Here is a 15,724-nt window from a genome sequence, read left to right on the forward strand (position 1 = left end):
ATAACCGCTGCCGGGATGAAAGTCATATAAGTCCATGCAGTCCGCACATCGGTGCATTATCAAGAAGAACGCTATCTTTTATACTTAGAGCACAGACAGACAAATCAACCCATGAGGTGATCGCACAGTGAATACCGAACAAATCAAGCAAATGTTTATGGAAAAATTCGGACCTTCGGACATCGAACCGCGCGTGTTCCATGCCCCGGGACGCGTGAACCTGATCGGCGAGCATATCGACTACAACGGCGGTTACGTGCTGCCGGCGGCGCTGGAATTCGGCACGACGCTCGTCATTCGCGAACGTGCGGACGGCCTGATCATTCTTGCGTCGAGCAATCTGCCGGAAGAAGCGCAGATCAAGGTCGACGAGATCGGGCTGAACCGCACCGGAGCCTGGACCGACTATCCGGTCGGCGTCATGGTCGAGCTGGCGCAGCGCGGCTACCCGGTCTCCCGGGGCTTCGAACTGCTGTACCACGGCGAAATCCCGAACGGAGCCGGCCTCTCGTCGTCTGCTTCGATCGAAGTCGTCACCGGCTACGCGCTGCTGTCGATGGGCGGCTACGAGCGCGACACGGTCGAGATCGCCCTGCTGTCGCAGGCGGCGGAGAACAACTTCGTCGGCGTCAACTGCGGCATCATGGATCAGTTCGCGGTCGCCAACGGCAAACGGGACCATGCGATTCTGCTCATGTGCGACACGCTGGAATACAAGCACGTTCCTTTTCAAACGGGCAGCTACAAGCTTGTGATCGGCAATACGAACAAGCGCCGCGGTCTGGTCGACTCCAAATACAACGAGCGCCGGGAGCAGTGCACGCAAGCGCTGGAACGCCTCCGAAGCTGCAAAGCCGACCTCAACTACCTGGCCGAGCTGACGCCTTCGCAGTTCGAAGACTTCAAGTCCGCCCTGACCGACGAGACGGTACGCAATCGCGCGCAGCACGTCATCGAAGAGAATGCCCGCGTGCTGGCTTCGGTCGAAGCGCTCACGGCGAACGATCTGCAGGAATTCGGCCGCCTGATGAACCTGTCCCATGACTCGCTGCGCGATCTGTACGAAGTGAGCTGCGAAGAACTCGACGTCATGGTCGAGGAAGCGCGCCGCATCCCGGGTACGCTCGGCGCACGCATGACCGGGGCGGGCTTCGGCGGCTGCACCGTATCGCTGGTCCACGAAGACGACGTGGAACGTTTCGTGGCGGAAGTGGGCGAACGGTACACGGCGCGCACCGGCCTCGAAGGCGAATTTTATGTCTGCGGCGTAGGCGAAGGCGTGGAAGAACTCGGCGCAAACTGATTTTCAGGGCAAGGACGGCAGCTCGGTTTTCTTTTCAAAAAAACGTTTATCATCCAAGGAGGAATTAACAATGGCAATTTTGGTTACCGGCGGTGCCGGCTATATCGGTTCGCATACTGTGGCGGCTCTGCTCGAACGCGGCGAAGAAGTGGTGGTTATCGACAATTTGCAGACGGGTCATCGGGACGCGCTGCTGGGCGGCAAGCTGTACGAAGGCGATCTGCGCGACAAGGAACTGCTGAAGAAATTGTTTGCGGAAAATGAGATCGAAGGCGTCATCCATTTCGCGGCGAATTCGCTGGTCGGCGAAAGCATGGAAAATCCCGGCAAATACTACGACAACAATATGTACGGCACGCTCTGCCTGCTCGAAGCGATGAACGAGGCGAATGTGCGCCGGATCGTCTTCTCGTCCACGGCGGCGACTTACGGCGAACCGGAGAAGACGCCGATCGAAGAAACGGACCGCACCGAGCCGACGAACGTCTACGGCGAAACGAAGCTGATGATGGAACGCATGATCCGCTGGTACGATCGCGTGCTGAATGTCCGCTACGTCGCTCTGCGCTACTTTAACGCGGCCGGCGCGCACGACAGCGGCAAGATCGGCGAAGACCACCGTCCGGAGACGCATCTGATCCCGATCGTGCTGCAGACGGCGCTCGGACAGCGTTCGCACATTTCCGTCTTCGGCGAAGATTACCCGACGGAAGACGGCACCTGCGTGCGCGACTACCTGCATGTCAGCGACCTGGCGGATGCCCATCTGCGCGCAATCGACTATCTCAAAAACGGCGGGGCGAGCGACGTGTTCAACCTCGGCAGCGGCAGCGGCTTCTCCGTGCGCGAGATCATCGAAACGGCGCGCCGCGTCACGGGCAAGGAAATTCCGGTCAAAACCGAACCGCGCCGCGCCGGCGACCCGGCGATCCTGATCGCTTCGTCGCACAAAGCGCGTACCGTGCTCGGCTGGAGCCCGGCGCGCGAAAATATCGAGACGATCATCTCCAGCGCCTGGAACTGGCACCAATCGCGTCCGGACGGCTATAACGACTAAAAAACGAGATCGATAACGGGGGCAGCCTTTTATGAGCGAACAGTTGAAACACGGAGTACAGCAAGGAGCGGCGGGCGAACGTCCGGGCGACGTTCAGCCGTCCGGCAGCACGCGGCGCGCCGCCACGGGTTCGTCTGACGGACCCGTGTCCCGCGAAGAAGCGCTGCGGGCGATCGACCGCCTGACCGCGTTCTCGCTGCGGGAAGGGCTGCTGGAAGCGGCCGACGAAGATTACGGACGCAACCGGCTGCTGGAGCAGTTCGGATTCGACGAGCCTTACGCCGGCGGCGACGCGCCCGGCGAGGAACTGCCGGCAGGCCCGCAGCCGATGCTCGACGCGCTGATCGATTACGCGGCGCAGACCGGAATGATTCCGGAGAATACGGACACGCAGCGCGATCTGCTCGACAGCAAGCTGATGGGCCTGCTGCTCGCGCGCCCGTCGGAAGTGACCCGCGATTTCCTCGCGGCGGAGCAGGAAGGCGGCATATCGGCGGCGACGGACCGTTTCTATAAATGGTGTATCGATTCCAACTATATCCGCATGGACCGGGTCGCCAAAAACCTCTATTGGACGCACGAGTCGGACTTCGGGCCGATCGAGATCACGATCAATCTGTCCAAGCCGGAGAAAACGTCGGAAGAGATCGCCCAGGCGCGGCTGCTGCCGCCTCCGGTCTACCCGAAATGCCAGCTCTGCCGCGAGAACGTCGGCTATGCGGGCCGGATCAACCATCCGGCGCGCCAGAACCTGCGCGTCATTCCGCTCACGCTGAACGACGAGCCGTGGCTGTTCCAGTATTCGCCTTACGTCTACTACAACGAACACTGCATCGTCCTGCACCGCGACCATGTGCCGATGAAGCTGACGAAGGACACGCTGCGCCGGCTGCTGCAGTTCACCGACCGGTTCCCGCATTATTTCCTCGGCTCGAACGCCGACCTGCCGATCGTCGGCGGTTCGATCCTGACGCACGACCATTTCCAGGGCGGCAAGCATACGTTCGCGATCGAACGCGCCGTGACCGAAGCGGTCTTCGCGCATGACCACTACCCGTCCGTGAAGCTGTCGATCGTCCGCTGGCCGATGTCGGTCGTGCGCTTGTCCGGCAGCGATCAGGGCGAACTGCTGGAAGCGGCGAACGACATTTACGAGACGTGGAAAACGTACAGCGACGCAAGCGTCGACGTGCTCGCGTCGAGTGACAAGAACGGCGAGAGCGTGCGGCATAACACGGTGACGCCGATCGTCCGCCGCCGCGAAGGCGCGTACGAGCTCGATCTGGTGCTGCGCAACAACCGGACGGACGAACGTCATCCGGAAGGCATTTTCCACCCGCACCGCGAAATGCACCATGTCAAAAAAGAAAATATCGGCCTGATCGAAGTGATGGGTCTGGCGATTCTGCCGGGTCGTCTCAAAGACGAACTGGACCAGATCGGCCGGATTCTCGGCGGCGATTCCGCGCTGCTGGCCGCGGCGGAGAGCGACGCTCATCATCCGCTTGCCCAGCATCTGCCGTGGGTGCGTTCGATGATCGAACGCGGCGGCTCCGCGCTGAGCCCGGAAGCGGCGCTCGATCTGATCCGCCTCGAAGTGGGCGCGAAGTTCACCGAGATTCTCGGCCATGCCGGCGTGTACAAGACCGACGCCGCGGGCCGCGAAGCGTTTTTCCGCTTCGTCGCAAGCTTCGGCTGGAACCGGACAGACGCCTGATCGCCGGTCGTTCGCACCACGCGGACACCGCCGCAGCTTGAAGAAAAAGAGCGGGCGCATCGCACGATGCGGCCGCTCTTTTTGTTTTCGCGCGGACTTGGTATATAATCAATACATGCTTATCAAAAGAAAGGGGTAACACTCACTCATGAAATCTTTCACTTTCTATAATCCGACCCGTCTTATTTTCGGCAAAGGCCAACTGGAGCAGCTCAAAACACTCGTTCCGCAGTACGGCAAAAACATTCTGCTCGTCTACGGCGGAGGCAGCATCAAGCGCTCCGGCCTGTACGACAGCGTAACGGCCCTGCTGAAGGAGACCGGTTCGAATGTCGTGGAACTGGCAGGCGTCGAGCCCAACCCGCGTCTGTCGACGGTGCACAAAGGCGTCGATCTGTGCAAAAACGAAAACATCGACCTGATCCTCGCCGTCGGCGGCGGCAGCGTAATCGACTGCGCCAAAGCGATCGCGGTCGGCGCGAAATACGACGGCGACATGTGGGACTTCGCGGAACGCAAAGCGGTCGCCCAAGCCGGCCTGCCGCTTGGCGTCGTGCTGACGATGGCCGCGACCGGTTCCGAGATGAACAGCGGGTCCGTCATCACGAACGAAGAGACGATGGAGAAGCTCGGCTGGGGCAGCGCGCATTCGTTCCCGACGTTCTCGATTCTCGATCCAGAGTTCACGTATTCCCTGCCCAAAGACCAGACGGTCTACGGCGTGGTCGACATGATGTCGCACGTGCTGGAGACGTATTTCCATCTGGACAGCAATACGCCGGTACAGGACGGCTTCTGCGAGTCCGTGCTGCGCGCCGTGATCGAAGCGGGACCTGCGCTCGTCAACGATCTGGAGAACTACGAGCTGCGCGAGACTGTCATGTACAGCGGCACGATGGCGCTGAACGGCGTTCTGAGCATGGGCAGCACCGGCGACTGGGCGACGCATAACGTCGAGCACGCCGTATCCGCCATCTACGACATTCCGCACGGCGGCGGCCTGTCCATCCTGTTCCCGAACTGGATGAAGCACAGCCTGCATGTGGATCCGGAGCGCTTCAAGAAGCTCGCCGTCAACGTATTCGGCATCGACGCTTCCGGCAAATCCGCCGAAGAAGTCGGCCTCGAAGGCATCGAAGCGCTGAGAAGCTTCTGGAACTCGATCGGCGCGCCAAGCACGCTGGCCGATTACGAGATCGACGGCAGCCGCATCGAGGAAATGGCCGACAAAGCGATGAAGTTCGGCCCGTTCGGCAACTTCAACAAGCTGCAGCGCGAAGACGTCGTGGCGATCTACAAAGCTTCGCTGTAAGCGATCGTTTTGTAGCAGGAAGCCGCGACCTCAATCACAGCCCGGCCCGGAGGAATTTTTCCTTCGGACCGGGCTTTTTTTGCTTTTTTCGGGTTGAAGCCGCAGGAATGCTTAGTTGCAGCCAACTAAGTGGAAGCGGCAGACGTTTATTAGAAGAAAAGGAGGGGTTTTTATGAAAATCCATAACAAAATCAATCGTGCGATCCCGCGCCTGCTGGCGTCTGCCCTGCTGCTCGGCTCGCTAGCCGCCTGCTCGTCCGCACCGTCCGTGTCTGAGGAGTCGAAGAAGCCGCTCAGCCTCGCGGGCGCGGAGCAGCAGGTGAACAACCTGTATCCCGGTGCCGGCATACCCAGCATCGAAGGAGTGAAATTGACGGCCGTTTATAAGGAAAAAGCTTTTTCGCCGAGCGAGGCGCTGGGTGCCACGGATGAACAGCAGCCTGCCGGCCGTACGGACAGCTTGACCTTTTTGTATGCCGACCAAAAAGGAGAAATCGACCAAGCGGCGCAAAAAGCGCTTTTGGCAGACGGGGAACTGCTGTACGGTCCGTATTCGGGCACGAACCGGCTGAGACTGACGCTGAGCGAACTTCCCGTTCAGACTGCCGGCGCCGAGAACCGTTCCGTCGATGGAACGCAGCTGCAGGTCGCCCACGCCGAAGACGGCAGCCTGATTGCGACCGCGCGTTCGGGTGAAGTTACTTATACGCTGGCCGGCGAAGCGAAAAGCAAACAAGAAGAAGAAATTTGGTTGGGAATTTTAGCACAAGTATCTCACTAGAAGGAGAATCATATATTTTTTTGCAAATATTGAAACCGAATTATCAATCAAACGTATGTAATCATAGACTTACCCGGAAAAGCCGTCGTCCGATCGACAAGGCTCGCGGTCCACTTTCCGGGTAGGGCACCTTCAATACGGAAGGAGGGAAACGCATATGGAAGCGCTATATTTCGGTTGTCTGGCGGGAGGCGTCATGTTTGCGTTGATCAGCGTCGTGTTCGGGGACTGGATCGGCGACGCGCTGGGCGGAATATTCGATGCGGTGTCGTTCGAGTTCCTGCAGCCGATCGTGCTGGCCGGCATGGTGACCGTGTTCGGCGGGGCCGGCATTTTGATCGAACGGTATGCGGGACTGACGCCTGTGTTGAGCGTATCGGCTGCGGTGCTGTGCGCGCTGGCTTCCGGTCTGCTGCTCTATCTGGGCTACGTCAAGCCGATGCGGGGCAGCGAAAATTCCGTCGGATATTCGATGAAGGACCTGACGGGCCGGATCGGCGAAGTGACCGTACCCGTACCGGAAAAAGGCTACGGCGAAGTGCTGGTCGGCATGGGAGGCTCGGGCAATACGCTGCACACCGCATTCAGCTTCGACGGAGCGTGGATTCCGGCAGGGGTAAGGGTTGTCGTCATCGATATCGAAGACGGGACGCTGGGCGTCTGCGAACTCGAAAAAACGGAAAAGGGGTTGGAGTAAAATGAACATTTTCGATCAGGTGCCGGATTATCTGTTGATACCGGGCATCGTCATAGCCGTGCTGCTCGTACTGGGTCTCGCGTTTTGGGCCCGTTACAAGACGGTCAGCACGGATGAGGCGATGGTAGTGACCGGTTCGTTCCTCGGCGCGAAGAATATCGCCGACGACGAAGCCGGACGCAAAATCAAGATCGTACGCGGCGGAGGCGCTTTTATCCTGCCGATTTTCCAAAAAGCCGAATATCTGTCGCTGCTGTCGCACAAACTCGACGTGTCGACGCCGGAAGTGTACACCGAGCAGGGCGTTCCGGTTCTGGCCGACGGCGTGGCGATCATCAAGATCGGCAGCTCGACGGAAGATGTGGCGACGGCGGCCGAGCAGTATATGGGCAAGCCGATCGAATCGCTCAAATCGGAAGCCCAGGAAGTGCTCGAAGGCCATCTGCGGTCGATTCTCGGCTCTATGACCGTCGAAGAGATGTACCGCAACCGCGACCGTTTCGCGCAGGAAGTGCAAAGCGTCGCGGCCCGCGACCTCAAGAAGATGGGGCTGCAGATCGTCTCGTTCACGATCAAGGATGTGCGCGACAAGCACGGCTACCTCGAATCGCTGGGTAAGCCGCGGATCGCCGCGGTCAAGCGCGACGCCGAAATCGCCGAAGCCGAAGCGATCCGGGATTCCCGGATTCAGAAAGCCCGCGCCGAAGAAGAAGGGCAAAAAGCGGAGCTGATCCGGGATACAAACATCGCCGAAGGGCAAAAAGAAAAAGAATTGAAAGTGGCCGCATTCAAGCGCGATCAGGATACGGCCAAAGCCGACGCCGACCAGGCGTATCATATCCAGGAAGCGCGTGCCAAGCAGGTTGCGGTCGAAGAGCAGATGAGAGTCGAGCTGGTCCGCAAAGACCGCGAGATCGACCTGCAGGAAAAAGAAATCCAGATTCGCCAGAAGCATTACGATGCCGAAGTGAAGAAAAAGGCCGACGCCGACCGTTACGCGGTCGAAGTGGCCGCCGAAGCGGACAAAGCGCGCCGGATGCGCGAAGCCGACGCGCTTCAATATTCGATCGAAACGCAGGCCAAAGCGTCCGCCGAACAGAAGCGGCTCGACGGCATCGCTTCCGCCGACGCGGAACTTGCCCGCGGTACGGCCGACGCGGAAGTCATCCGCCTGCGCGGCGCGGCGGAAGCCGAAGCGAAAGAGAAGCTGGCGGAAGCGTTCAAGCATTACGGCGAAGCGGCGATTCTCGACGTCATCGTCAACATGCTGCCGGAACTTGCCGGCAAGATCGCCGAGCCGATCGCGTCTATCGACAAGATTACGGTCGTCGATACGGGCCGGGGCGAAGGCGGCGGCGCTTCGCGCGTCAGCGGCTACGTGACCGAGCTGATGGCGACCGCGCCGGAAATGCTCAAAAGCGTATCGGGGCTCGATCTGGAGCAGATGATCCAGAATCTGACCGGCGGCAAAGGGCCGAGCGAAGCGCAAATCGCAGCGAAGCTGGAAGCGGAGAAAGCGTCCAAATCGTCGGCTGTCGCGTTGGAAGAACGTCCGGCGGCAGACCGGAACGACTAAGCGAGGAGACCGGCCGCAGGCAGCGGGGAAGCCGCCCGGCGAGGCGGCGGAACCGGCGGCCGGTCGGGCTTGAATTACAGCGTTTTCGAATAAGTATGCAGGAAGGACCGAATTCCGCATTTTCCCCGGGAAAATGCAGGTTGACGGTCCTTTTTTGCATGGGATAGAATGAGGGGATTGCATGCGCGCCGGTCTGCCGCAAACGGGCGGCGCGGCGGGAGAAATGCCGGAAAAGGACGGGAATACGAACCATGGAAAAAAAGAGGGCAGCCAAAACGGCTGCGGATATCGCGTTTATAGCGCTCGGCGCGTTCATTTTTGCGTTGGCGGTCAATCTGTTCGTCATTCCGAACGACTTCGGCGAAGGCGGCGTGACCGGCGTTACGATTATTTTGTTTTACGCTTTTCAATGGTCTCCGGGCCTGATCAACCTGATCATCAACTCGATTTTGCTGGTGGTCGGCTATCGCTTTTTGGATAAGAAAACGATTATTTATACAATCCTTGCGGTCGGCTTTAACTCGCTGTTTCTGCATTTGACCGAGAGCTGGGATATCCATTCCACGGAAAAAACGGTCAATGCGATCTTCGCCGGCATCTTCGCGGGTATTGGAATCGGCATGATCGTGCGCGTGGGCGGCACGACGGCCGGCACGGTCATTCTGGCCCGGCTGGCAAACAAATACCTGGACTGGAATATCAGCTACGGCCTGCTGTTCTTCGACGTCGTCGTCGCGGTCGCTTCGCTGCTCGTGATCCAAGTGGAGAACTTCATGTTCACGATCGTGCTGCTGTACGTCGGCACGAAGGTGATGGACTTCATTATCGAAGGCCTGAATCCGAAAAAGGCGGTCATGATCATCTCCAAGCACCAGCACATGATCGCCGAGCAGGTGAACACGATCATGGACCGCGGCGTCACGGTGCTGTCGGGCCACGGCTTTTACACAAAAGAAGCCAAGGAAGTGCTGTATATCGTCATCAGCAAGCAGGAAGTCTCCCAACTCAAAAAGATCGTGAAGCAGGCGGACAAAGACGCGTTCGTGACGATTCACGACGTGCGCGACGTGTTCGGCGAAGGGTTCGTGGACATTTCCAAATAGGTTCGAACAGGTTTTTTTCAAAATAACGGGGTTCCCGGGCTTCGCGGCCCGGAAACGAGAAGGAGCGGAATCAAGCGGATGCTGGTGTCCAAAGTATTGAACAACAATGTCATTATTGCGGACGATCCGCAGTACGGCGAAGTGGTCGCGATCGGAAAAGGGATCGGATTCGGACGGGCGGAGCGGGATTCGATCGAGCCGGAAGCGGCCGAGAAAATGTTTATTTTGCGCAGCCCGCGCGAGCAGGAGCAGTACAAGCAGCTGCTGCCGCAGGTCGACGAGAAGCTGATCGAAGTGATGAACGAAGCGATCCAGACGATCGGCGCGCGCAGCGCTTCGCCGCTCAACGAGCATATCCACGTCGCGCTGACCGACCATATCGCGTTTGCGCTCAAGCGGATCGAGCAGGGCATCATGTTCCAGAATCCGTTTCTGTACGAGACCAAAGAGATCTACCCGGAAGAATACGAACTGGCCGAATACGTCGTGGGGCTGATCGAAGACCGGCTGGGCACGTCGCTCGGTCCCGACGAAGTCGGCTTCGTGGCGCTGCATATCCACAGCGCGATCACGAACCGGCCGATCGGCGAAGTGCGGGGACATTCGGAACTGATCTCGGATCTGGTCGACCTGATCGAACAGAATATCGAAGGCGGCCTGAACCGGGGCAGCCTCGATTATTCGCGCCTGCTGACCCATCTGCGCTTCGCGATCGAACGGGTATGCCGCGGGGAGGAAGTCCGGTCCACCAACCGGCTGGAAGAACTGCTCGCGCGCGAGTACCCGGAGATGTATTCGCTCGCCTGGAAGCTGACCAAAGTGATGGAGAAAAGGCTGGGCCTGCCGGTATACAAAGCCGAATCCAGCTATTTGACCGTGCATCTGCAGCGTCTGGCCGACAAAGAAGCGTTATAAATTTTGTGTGTGAAAGGGCTTGCCAAGCTCTTGGCGCTTTGCTATAATGACCGACGTAAGCCAACTTAAAACGATCTTTGTAACGATGTGTCACTGATACGATCAGGCATGAATCGATACGGAGAATAAAACGCATACTCTTGAACAGGACCGATCTATACCCGGGGGTCCGTGCAGGAGAGTATTCCTTTTATTTTTCGTACGTTCATGCCTTTTTTGCGTATTCCGAAGGCACTTTCGTTCGGGATCGGTCGAAAACAAAGAAAATCAAATACACAACAAGAGGAGTTGCGCATCGATGTTCAAGAAATTGTTTGGACTTTTGCAGCGGGTCGGCAAAGCGGTCATGCTGCCCGTCGCCATCCTGCCCGCGGCAGGTCTGCTGCTGGCGATCGGCACGCTGCTGGTCAGCCCCGACTTCCTGGAACTGGCTCCCATGCTGGACGTCCAGTGGGTACAGTCGGTAGCGACCGTATTGATGAAGGCGGGCGACATCGTCTTCGCCAATCTGCCGCTGCTGTTCGCGGTCGGCGTCGCCGTCGGCTTGTGTGACGGCGAAGGCGTCGCGGGCCTCGCGGCTATCGTCGGCTTCCTGATCATGAACGTGACGCTTGGCGTCGTCGTCGGCGTAACGCCGGCGCTGACCAGCGAAGCGGGTCTCGGCTATGCAAGCGTGCTCGGCATCCCGACGTTATCGACCGGGGTGTTCGGCGGTATCATTATCGGTATATTGGCCGCGGCCATGTACAAGCGGTTCTTCCGGATCGAACTGCCGTCGTATCTCGGCTTCTTCGCCGGCAAACGTTTCGTTCCGATCATGACGGCCGCGATGTCGATTCTGGTCGGCCTGCTGCTCGTCATCATCTGGCCTCCGATCCAGCACGGCCTGAACTCGCTGTCGAACGTCATGATCAACGGCAACCCGACGCTGTCGGCGTTCGTCTTCGGCGTCATCGAACGTTCGTTGATCCCGTTCGGCCTGCATCACATCTTCTACTCGCCGTTCTGGTACGAATTCGGCGAATATGTCAACAAAGCGGGCGAAGTGTTCCGCGGCGACCAACGGATCTTCATGGCGCAGATGCGCGACGGCGTCGACTTCACGTCCGGCATGTTCATGACCGGCAAATTCCCGTTCATGATGTTCGGCCTTCCGGCTGCGGCATTGGCGATCTACCATGAAGCCCGTCCGGAACACAAGAAGTACGTAGCCGGCATTATGGGTTCCGCGGCGCTGACTTCGTTCCTGACCGGTATTACCGAGCCGCTGGAATTCTCGTTCCTGTTCGTGGCTCCGATCCTGTTCGGTATTCACGTTATCTTCGCGGGTCTGTCGTTCATGACGATGCAGCTGCTCGACGTGCATATCGGCATGACGTTCTCCGGCGGCCTGATCGACTTCCTGCTGTTCGGGGTACTGCAGAACCGTACGCCGTGGTGGAACGTCATTATCGTCGGCCTCGTGCTGGCGGTCATCTACTACTTCGGATTCCGCTTCGCGATCCGCAAGTTCAACCTCAAGACGCCGGGCCGCGAAGAACCGACCGAAGAGTCGGCGAACGCTTCGGCGAGCAAAGGCACGGCCGGCGAACTGCCGCAGAACATCTTGTCGGCGCTCGGCGGACGCGAGAACATCTCCAATCTGGACGCCTGCATCACGCGTCTTCGCGTTCAGGTCAACAACGTCGGCAGCGTCGACAAAGACCGCCTGAAGACGCTCGGCGCCGCAGGCGTGCTGGAAGTCGGCAACAACATCCAGGCAATCTTCGGCACCCGTTCCGATACGATCAAATCGCAGATCCAGGACATCATGTCCGGCCGTACGCCGGTCGAAGCGCCGGCCGCAGCCGTGGAACTTCCCGAGAAAAACGCAGATGCCGCCCAAGCGGTAGACGTGCTGAACGAAGAAATGATCGTGTCGCCGGCCAACGGCGAACTGCAGGACATTTCCAACGTACCCGATCCGGTCTTCTCGCAGCGCATGACGGGCGACGGATTCGCGGTGCTGCCTTCGGACGGAAATATCGTGTCGCCGGTCAACGGAACGATCTTCAACGTGTTCCCGAGCAAGCATGCGATCGGCATCATGTCGGAAGGCGGCAAAGAAATTCTGGTCCATATCGGCGTCAATACCGTTAAACTTAAAGGCCAAGGGTTTAATGTATTGGTAGCGGAGGGCGATGCCGTCATGGCCGGACAGCCGATTCTCGAAGTCGACCTGGCTTACGTGCAGGAACATGCCCCTTCGATCATGACTCCGGTTATCTTCTCCAACCTGCCGGAAGGCGCCAAGGTTACCCTGCTCAAGAGCGGCACGGTCAAAGCGGGAGAAGAAAACATCGTTTCGATCAAGTAATCGAGCAAAAAGAAGTCAAACGTGCAAAAAGTAGGCAAGCGTGCAAAATGCAAGCAGGTAAGCTATAATAAGTATGGTTACTTTAAAAACAGAAGACATTGGAGGAATTCAATCATGGAAAAAACATTCAACATCGTAGACGAAGACGGTATCCACGCTCGCCCGGCAACGGCGCTTGTCAATACGGCTAACAAATTCAAATCGACGGAATCGTTCGCGGAAGCCAACGGCAAACGCGTTACGCTGAAATCGATTCTGGGCGTTCTGTCCCTCGGTCTGGAAAAAGGATCGACGCTGACACTGATCACGCAGGGCGAAGAAGAAGGCGCGGCTCTCCAGGCTCTGGAAGACGTTATGGTCGGAGAAGGTCTGGGCGAAGTCAATGCTTAATATTTCCGGAATCGCGGCTTCGGCCGGCATCGCTATCGCTAAAGCGTTTCGCCTGGAGCATCCGGATTATACCGTAACGCAAAAAACGGTTAAAAATGCTGAAGCGGAAATCGCCAAACTCGACGACGCGCTTGCGAAATCGCAAGTCGAGCTTGAGCGGATCAAAGAACGTACGCTTCAGGAACTCGGTGCCCAAAAAGCGGAGATCTTCGAATCGCATCTGCTGATTCTGAACGATCCCGAGCTGATCAGCCCGGTCAAAGACATGATCACGAACGATCAGGTTAATGCCGACTACGCGCTCAACGAAACGTCCAAACAGTTCGTTTCCATGTTCGAGAACATGAAGAGCGTGTATCTGCAGGAACGCGCAGCCGACATGAAGGACGTGACCAAGCGCATCTTGGGCCATCTCCTCGGTCTGAACGTGCAGAACCCTGCGGAGATCAGCGAAGAAGTGATCGTCATCTCCGAAGACCTTACGCCTTCGGATACGGCGCAGCTGAACCGCAAATACGTCAAAGGCTTCACGACGAACATCGGCGGACGCACGTCCCACTCGGCCATCATGGCCCGCTCGCTCGAAATTCCGGCCGTAGTCGGAACGAAGAACGTGCTGGAGCAGGTAGAGCCGGGCGATCTCGTTATCGTCGACGGTCTCGAAGGCCAGATCATCGTGAATCCAAGCGATGAAGTGGTAGCCGAATATCGCGACAAGCAGGTCAAATACGACGAGCAGCGCGCCGAATGGCGCAAGCTGCGCGAAGAGCCGACCGTATCGACCGACGGCGTCCACGTTGAACTGGCAGCCAACATCGGCACGCCGAACGACGTGGCCGGCGTCATCGACAACGGCGGCGAAGCGGTCGGTCTGTACCGGACCGAATTCCTGTACATGGGCCGCGACAAGCTTCCGTCCGAAGACGTGCAGTACAACGCCTACAAGACCGTGCTGGAGAAAATGGCTGGCAAGCCGGTCGTCGTCCGCACGCTCGACATCGGCGGCGACAAGGAACTGCCTTATCTCGATCTGCCGAAAGAGATGAATCCGTTCCTCGGCTTCCGCGCGATCCGGTTGTGCCTGGATCGTCAGGACATCTTCCGCACCCAGCTCAGAGCGCTGCTGCGCGCAAGCGTACACGGCGATCTGCGCATCATGTTCCCGATGATCGCGACACTCGTCGAGTTCCGGGACGCGAAGGCGCTGCTTGAAGAAGAACGCGCGAACCTGATCGGCGAAGGCGTGGCCGTCGCCGACCATATCCAGCTCGGCATCATGGTCGAAATTCCTTCGACCGCCGTACTGGCCGACCAATTCGCGAAAGAAGTCGATTTCTTCAGCATCGGCACCAATGACCTGATCCAGTACACGATGGCCGCGGACCGTATGAACGAACGCGTCTCGTACCTGTATCAGCCCTACAACCCCGCTATTTTGCGCCTGGTTGACATGGTTATCAAAGCGGCGCACAAAGAAGGCAAATGGGCCGGCATGTGCGGCGAAATGGCCGGCGATTCCGTCGCTATTCCGCTGCTGCTCGGTCTTGGCCTCGACGAATTCAGCATGAGCGCCACGTCCATCCTGCCGGCGCGCAGCCAGATCTCCAAATTGTCCCGTGCGGACATGCAGGAACTGGCCGCGAAGGCACTGGAATGCGGCACGGCTGAAGAAGTCGTCGCTCTTGTCGAAGCGATCCAAGTCTAACGATCGTTTTCACGTATTTCGTACCATTCGTTTGATCTGCAAGATCTCTGTCGCTCCGGCGTGTTCGCCGAGCATCTTGGCACGCCGAAGCTGCGTCCGTCCGGTTCCCTGTGGGAGCCGGATTTTTTTGTTTGCCGCGGAAATATCCGCAAGCTTGTTTATTTTCCTACAAAAAAAGAACCGGCAGACTTCTGCCGGTTCCTTGCCGCCTACCACAGGCTCTGAATATTTACGCCTTTCGGCTCCGCCTGCGGATCGCTTTCGTTAATATGGTCGTAGAACATGACCCCGTTCAGGTGATCCAGTTCATGCTGCATGACGATCGCGGGATAGCCTTTGAGCTTCAGCAGCACTTCCTTGCCGTTCTCGTCGTACGCTTTGAGCTTGATCTTCTCGTAGCGCGGCACGATGCCTTCGACCGGACGGTCGACGGACAGGCAGCCTTCGCCGTCCGGCAAATACGTCATCGCCGCCGAATGGCTGACGATTTTCGGATTGAACAGCTTATGGGCGTACAGCGTCGGATTCTCTTCTTCGTCTTCCATGATGTCCGTGAACAGCACGGCGAACATGCGGCGGTCGAGGCCAACCTGGTTGGCGGAGATGCCGACGCCGGCGCGCAGGCCGTATTGCTCGGCCAGTTCGTCGTCCTGGCTTTCTTCGAGATAACGCATCATGGCGTCCATCGCGTTGCGGTCCGCATCGGAGAGCGGGAATTTCACTTCCGCTACCTTGCGGCGCAAAATGTCATGACCTTCGCGGACGATATCGTCCATGGTGATTCGGTAACCTTTATCTGTGAGTGACATAAT

Annotated in this window: 13 protein-coding genes; 12 read left to right on the plus strand and 1 reads right to left on the minus strand. The window is 58.4% G+C overall.

Annotation, left to right across the window (positions count from 1 at the left end; translation table 11 throughout):
* Positions 1-127 precede the first annotated feature (127 nt).
* From FTE24_RS21390 to ptsP, 12 genes are all read left to right on the plus strand, one after another.
* Positions 128-1,303: a galactokinase gene (locus tag FTE24_RS21390; protein WP_150230486.1), complete on the plus strand. Its 1,176-nt coding sequence runs from the start codon at positions 128-130 to the stop codon at positions 1,301-1,303.
* 70 nt (positions 1,304-1,373) lie between these two features.
* A complete protein-coding gene (gene galE, locus FTE24_RS21395; protein WP_150230484.1) occupies positions 1,374-2,360 on the plus strand; it encodes a UDP-glucose 4-epimerase GalE in 987 nt (328 codons plus the stop codon).
* Positions 2,361-2,391: 31 nt separating this feature from the next.
* Positions 2,392-4,077 carry a UDP-glucose--hexose-1-phosphate uridylyltransferase gene (locus FTE24_RS21400; RefSeq protein WP_150230482.1) on the plus strand — a complete coding sequence of 562 codons (1,686 nt, stop codon included), beginning with the start codon at positions 2,392-2,394 and terminating at the stop codon, positions 4,075-4,077.
* Between the two features lie 148 nt (positions 4,078-4,225).
* Positions 4,226-5,389, plus strand: a complete 1,164-nt coding sequence (locus tag FTE24_RS21405) for an iron-containing alcohol dehydrogenase (protein ID WP_141446400.1) — start codon at positions 4,226-4,228, stop codon at positions 5,387-5,389.
* A 172-nt stretch (positions 5,390-5,561) separates the two neighbouring features.
* Positions 5,562-6,170: a hypothetical protein gene (locus tag FTE24_RS21410; protein ID WP_150230480.1), complete on the plus strand. Its 609-nt coding sequence runs from the start codon at positions 5,562-5,564 to the stop codon at positions 6,168-6,170.
* A 157-nt stretch (positions 6,171-6,327) separates the two neighbouring features.
* On the plus strand, positions 6,328-6,867 hold the full coding sequence (locus tag FTE24_RS21415) for an NfeD family protein (RefSeq protein ID WP_141446399.1): 540 nt from the start codon (positions 6,328-6,330) through the stop codon (positions 6,865-6,867).
* A 1-nt stretch (position 6,868) separates the two neighbouring features.
* On the plus strand, positions 6,869-8,443 hold the full coding sequence (locus FTE24_RS21420; protein WP_170314922.1) for a flotillin family protein: 1,575 nt from the start codon (positions 6,869-6,871) through the stop codon (positions 8,441-8,443).
* A 251-nt stretch (positions 8,444-8,694) separates the two neighbouring features.
* Entirely contained in the window at positions 8,695-9,546 is an 852-nt protein-coding gene (locus tag FTE24_RS21425) for a YitT family protein (RefSeq protein ID WP_150230478.1), read from the plus strand.
* A gap of 69 nt (positions 9,547-9,615) precedes the next feature.
* Positions 9,616-10,461, plus strand: a complete 846-nt coding sequence (glcT, locus tag FTE24_RS21430) for a glucose PTS transporter transcription antiterminator GlcT (protein WP_150230476.1) — start codon at positions 9,616-9,618, stop codon at positions 10,459-10,461.
* A gap of 298 nt (positions 10,462-10,759) precedes the next feature.
* Positions 10,760-12,817, plus strand: a complete 2,058-nt coding sequence (gene ptsG / locus FTE24_RS21435) for a glucose-specific PTS transporter subunit IIBC (protein WP_150230474.1) — start codon at positions 10,760-10,762, stop codon at positions 12,815-12,817.
* A 114-nt stretch (positions 12,818-12,931) separates the two neighbouring features.
* Positions 12,932-13,207 (plus strand): HPr family phosphocarrier protein, encoded by a 276-nt coding sequence (locus FTE24_RS21440; RefSeq protein ID WP_141446395.1) that lies wholly within the window; start codon positions 12,932-12,934, stop codon positions 13,205-13,207.
* Entirely contained in the window at positions 13,200-14,912 is a 1,713-nt protein-coding gene (gene ptsP / locus FTE24_RS21445) for a phosphoenolpyruvate--protein phosphotransferase (protein ID WP_141446394.1), read from the plus strand. The genes FTE24_RS21440 and ptsP overlap by 8 nt, the downstream gene beginning before the upstream one ends.
* Before the next feature lie 209 nt (positions 14,913-15,121).
* Here ptsP and def read toward each other — a convergent pair whose 3' ends face one another.
* Positions 15,122-15,721, minus strand: a complete 600-nt coding sequence (gene def / locus FTE24_RS21450; protein WP_141446393.1) for a peptide deformylase — start codon at positions 15,719-15,721, stop codon at positions 15,122-15,124.
* Positions 15,722-15,724: the final 3 nt, after the last annotated feature.

The organism is Saccharibacillus sp. WB 17, from assembly GCF_008634075.2.
GTDB lineage: Bacteria > Bacillota > Bacilli > Paenibacillales > Paenibacillaceae > Saccharibacillus > Saccharibacillus brassicae.

Coding starts and splice junctions, on each gene's coding strand:
- galE (WP_150230484.1), top strand. CDS start 1,374: ATGGCAATTTTGGTTACCGGCGGTGCCGGCTATATCGGTTCGCATACT.
- FTE24_RS21400 (WP_150230482.1), top strand. CDS start 2,392: ATGAGCGAACAGTTGAAACACGGAGTACAGCAAGGAGCGGCGGGCGAA.
- FTE24_RS21405 (WP_141446400.1), top strand. CDS start 4,226: ATGAAATCTTTCACTTTCTATAATCCGACCCGTCTTATTTTCGGCAAA.
- FTE24_RS21410 (WP_150230480.1), top strand. CDS start 5,562: ATGAAAATCCATAACAAAATCAATCGTGCGATCCCGCGCCTGCTGGCG.
- FTE24_RS21415 (WP_141446399.1), top strand. CDS start 6,328: ATGGAAGCGCTATATTTCGGTTGTCTGGCGGGAGGCGTCATGTTTGCG.
- FTE24_RS21420 (WP_170314922.1), top strand. CDS start 6,869: ATGAACATTTTCGATCAGGTGCCGGATTATCTGTTGATACCGGGCATC.
- FTE24_RS21425 (WP_150230478.1), top strand. CDS start 8,695: ATGGAAAAAAAGAGGGCAGCCAAAACGGCTGCGGATATCGCGTTTATA.
- ptsG (WP_150230474.1), top strand. CDS start 10,760: ATGTTCAAGAAATTGTTTGGACTTTTGCAGCGGGTCGGCAAAGCGGTC.
- FTE24_RS21440 (WP_141446395.1), top strand. CDS start 12,932: ATGGAAAAAACATTCAACATCGTAGACGAAGACGGTATCCACGCTCGC.
- ptsP (WP_141446394.1), top strand. CDS start 13,200: ATGCTTAATATTTCCGGAATCGCGGCTTCGGCCGGCATCGCTATCGCT.
- def (WP_141446393.1), bottom strand. CDS start 15,721: ATGTCACTCACAGATAAAGGTTACCGAATCACCATGGACGATATCGTC.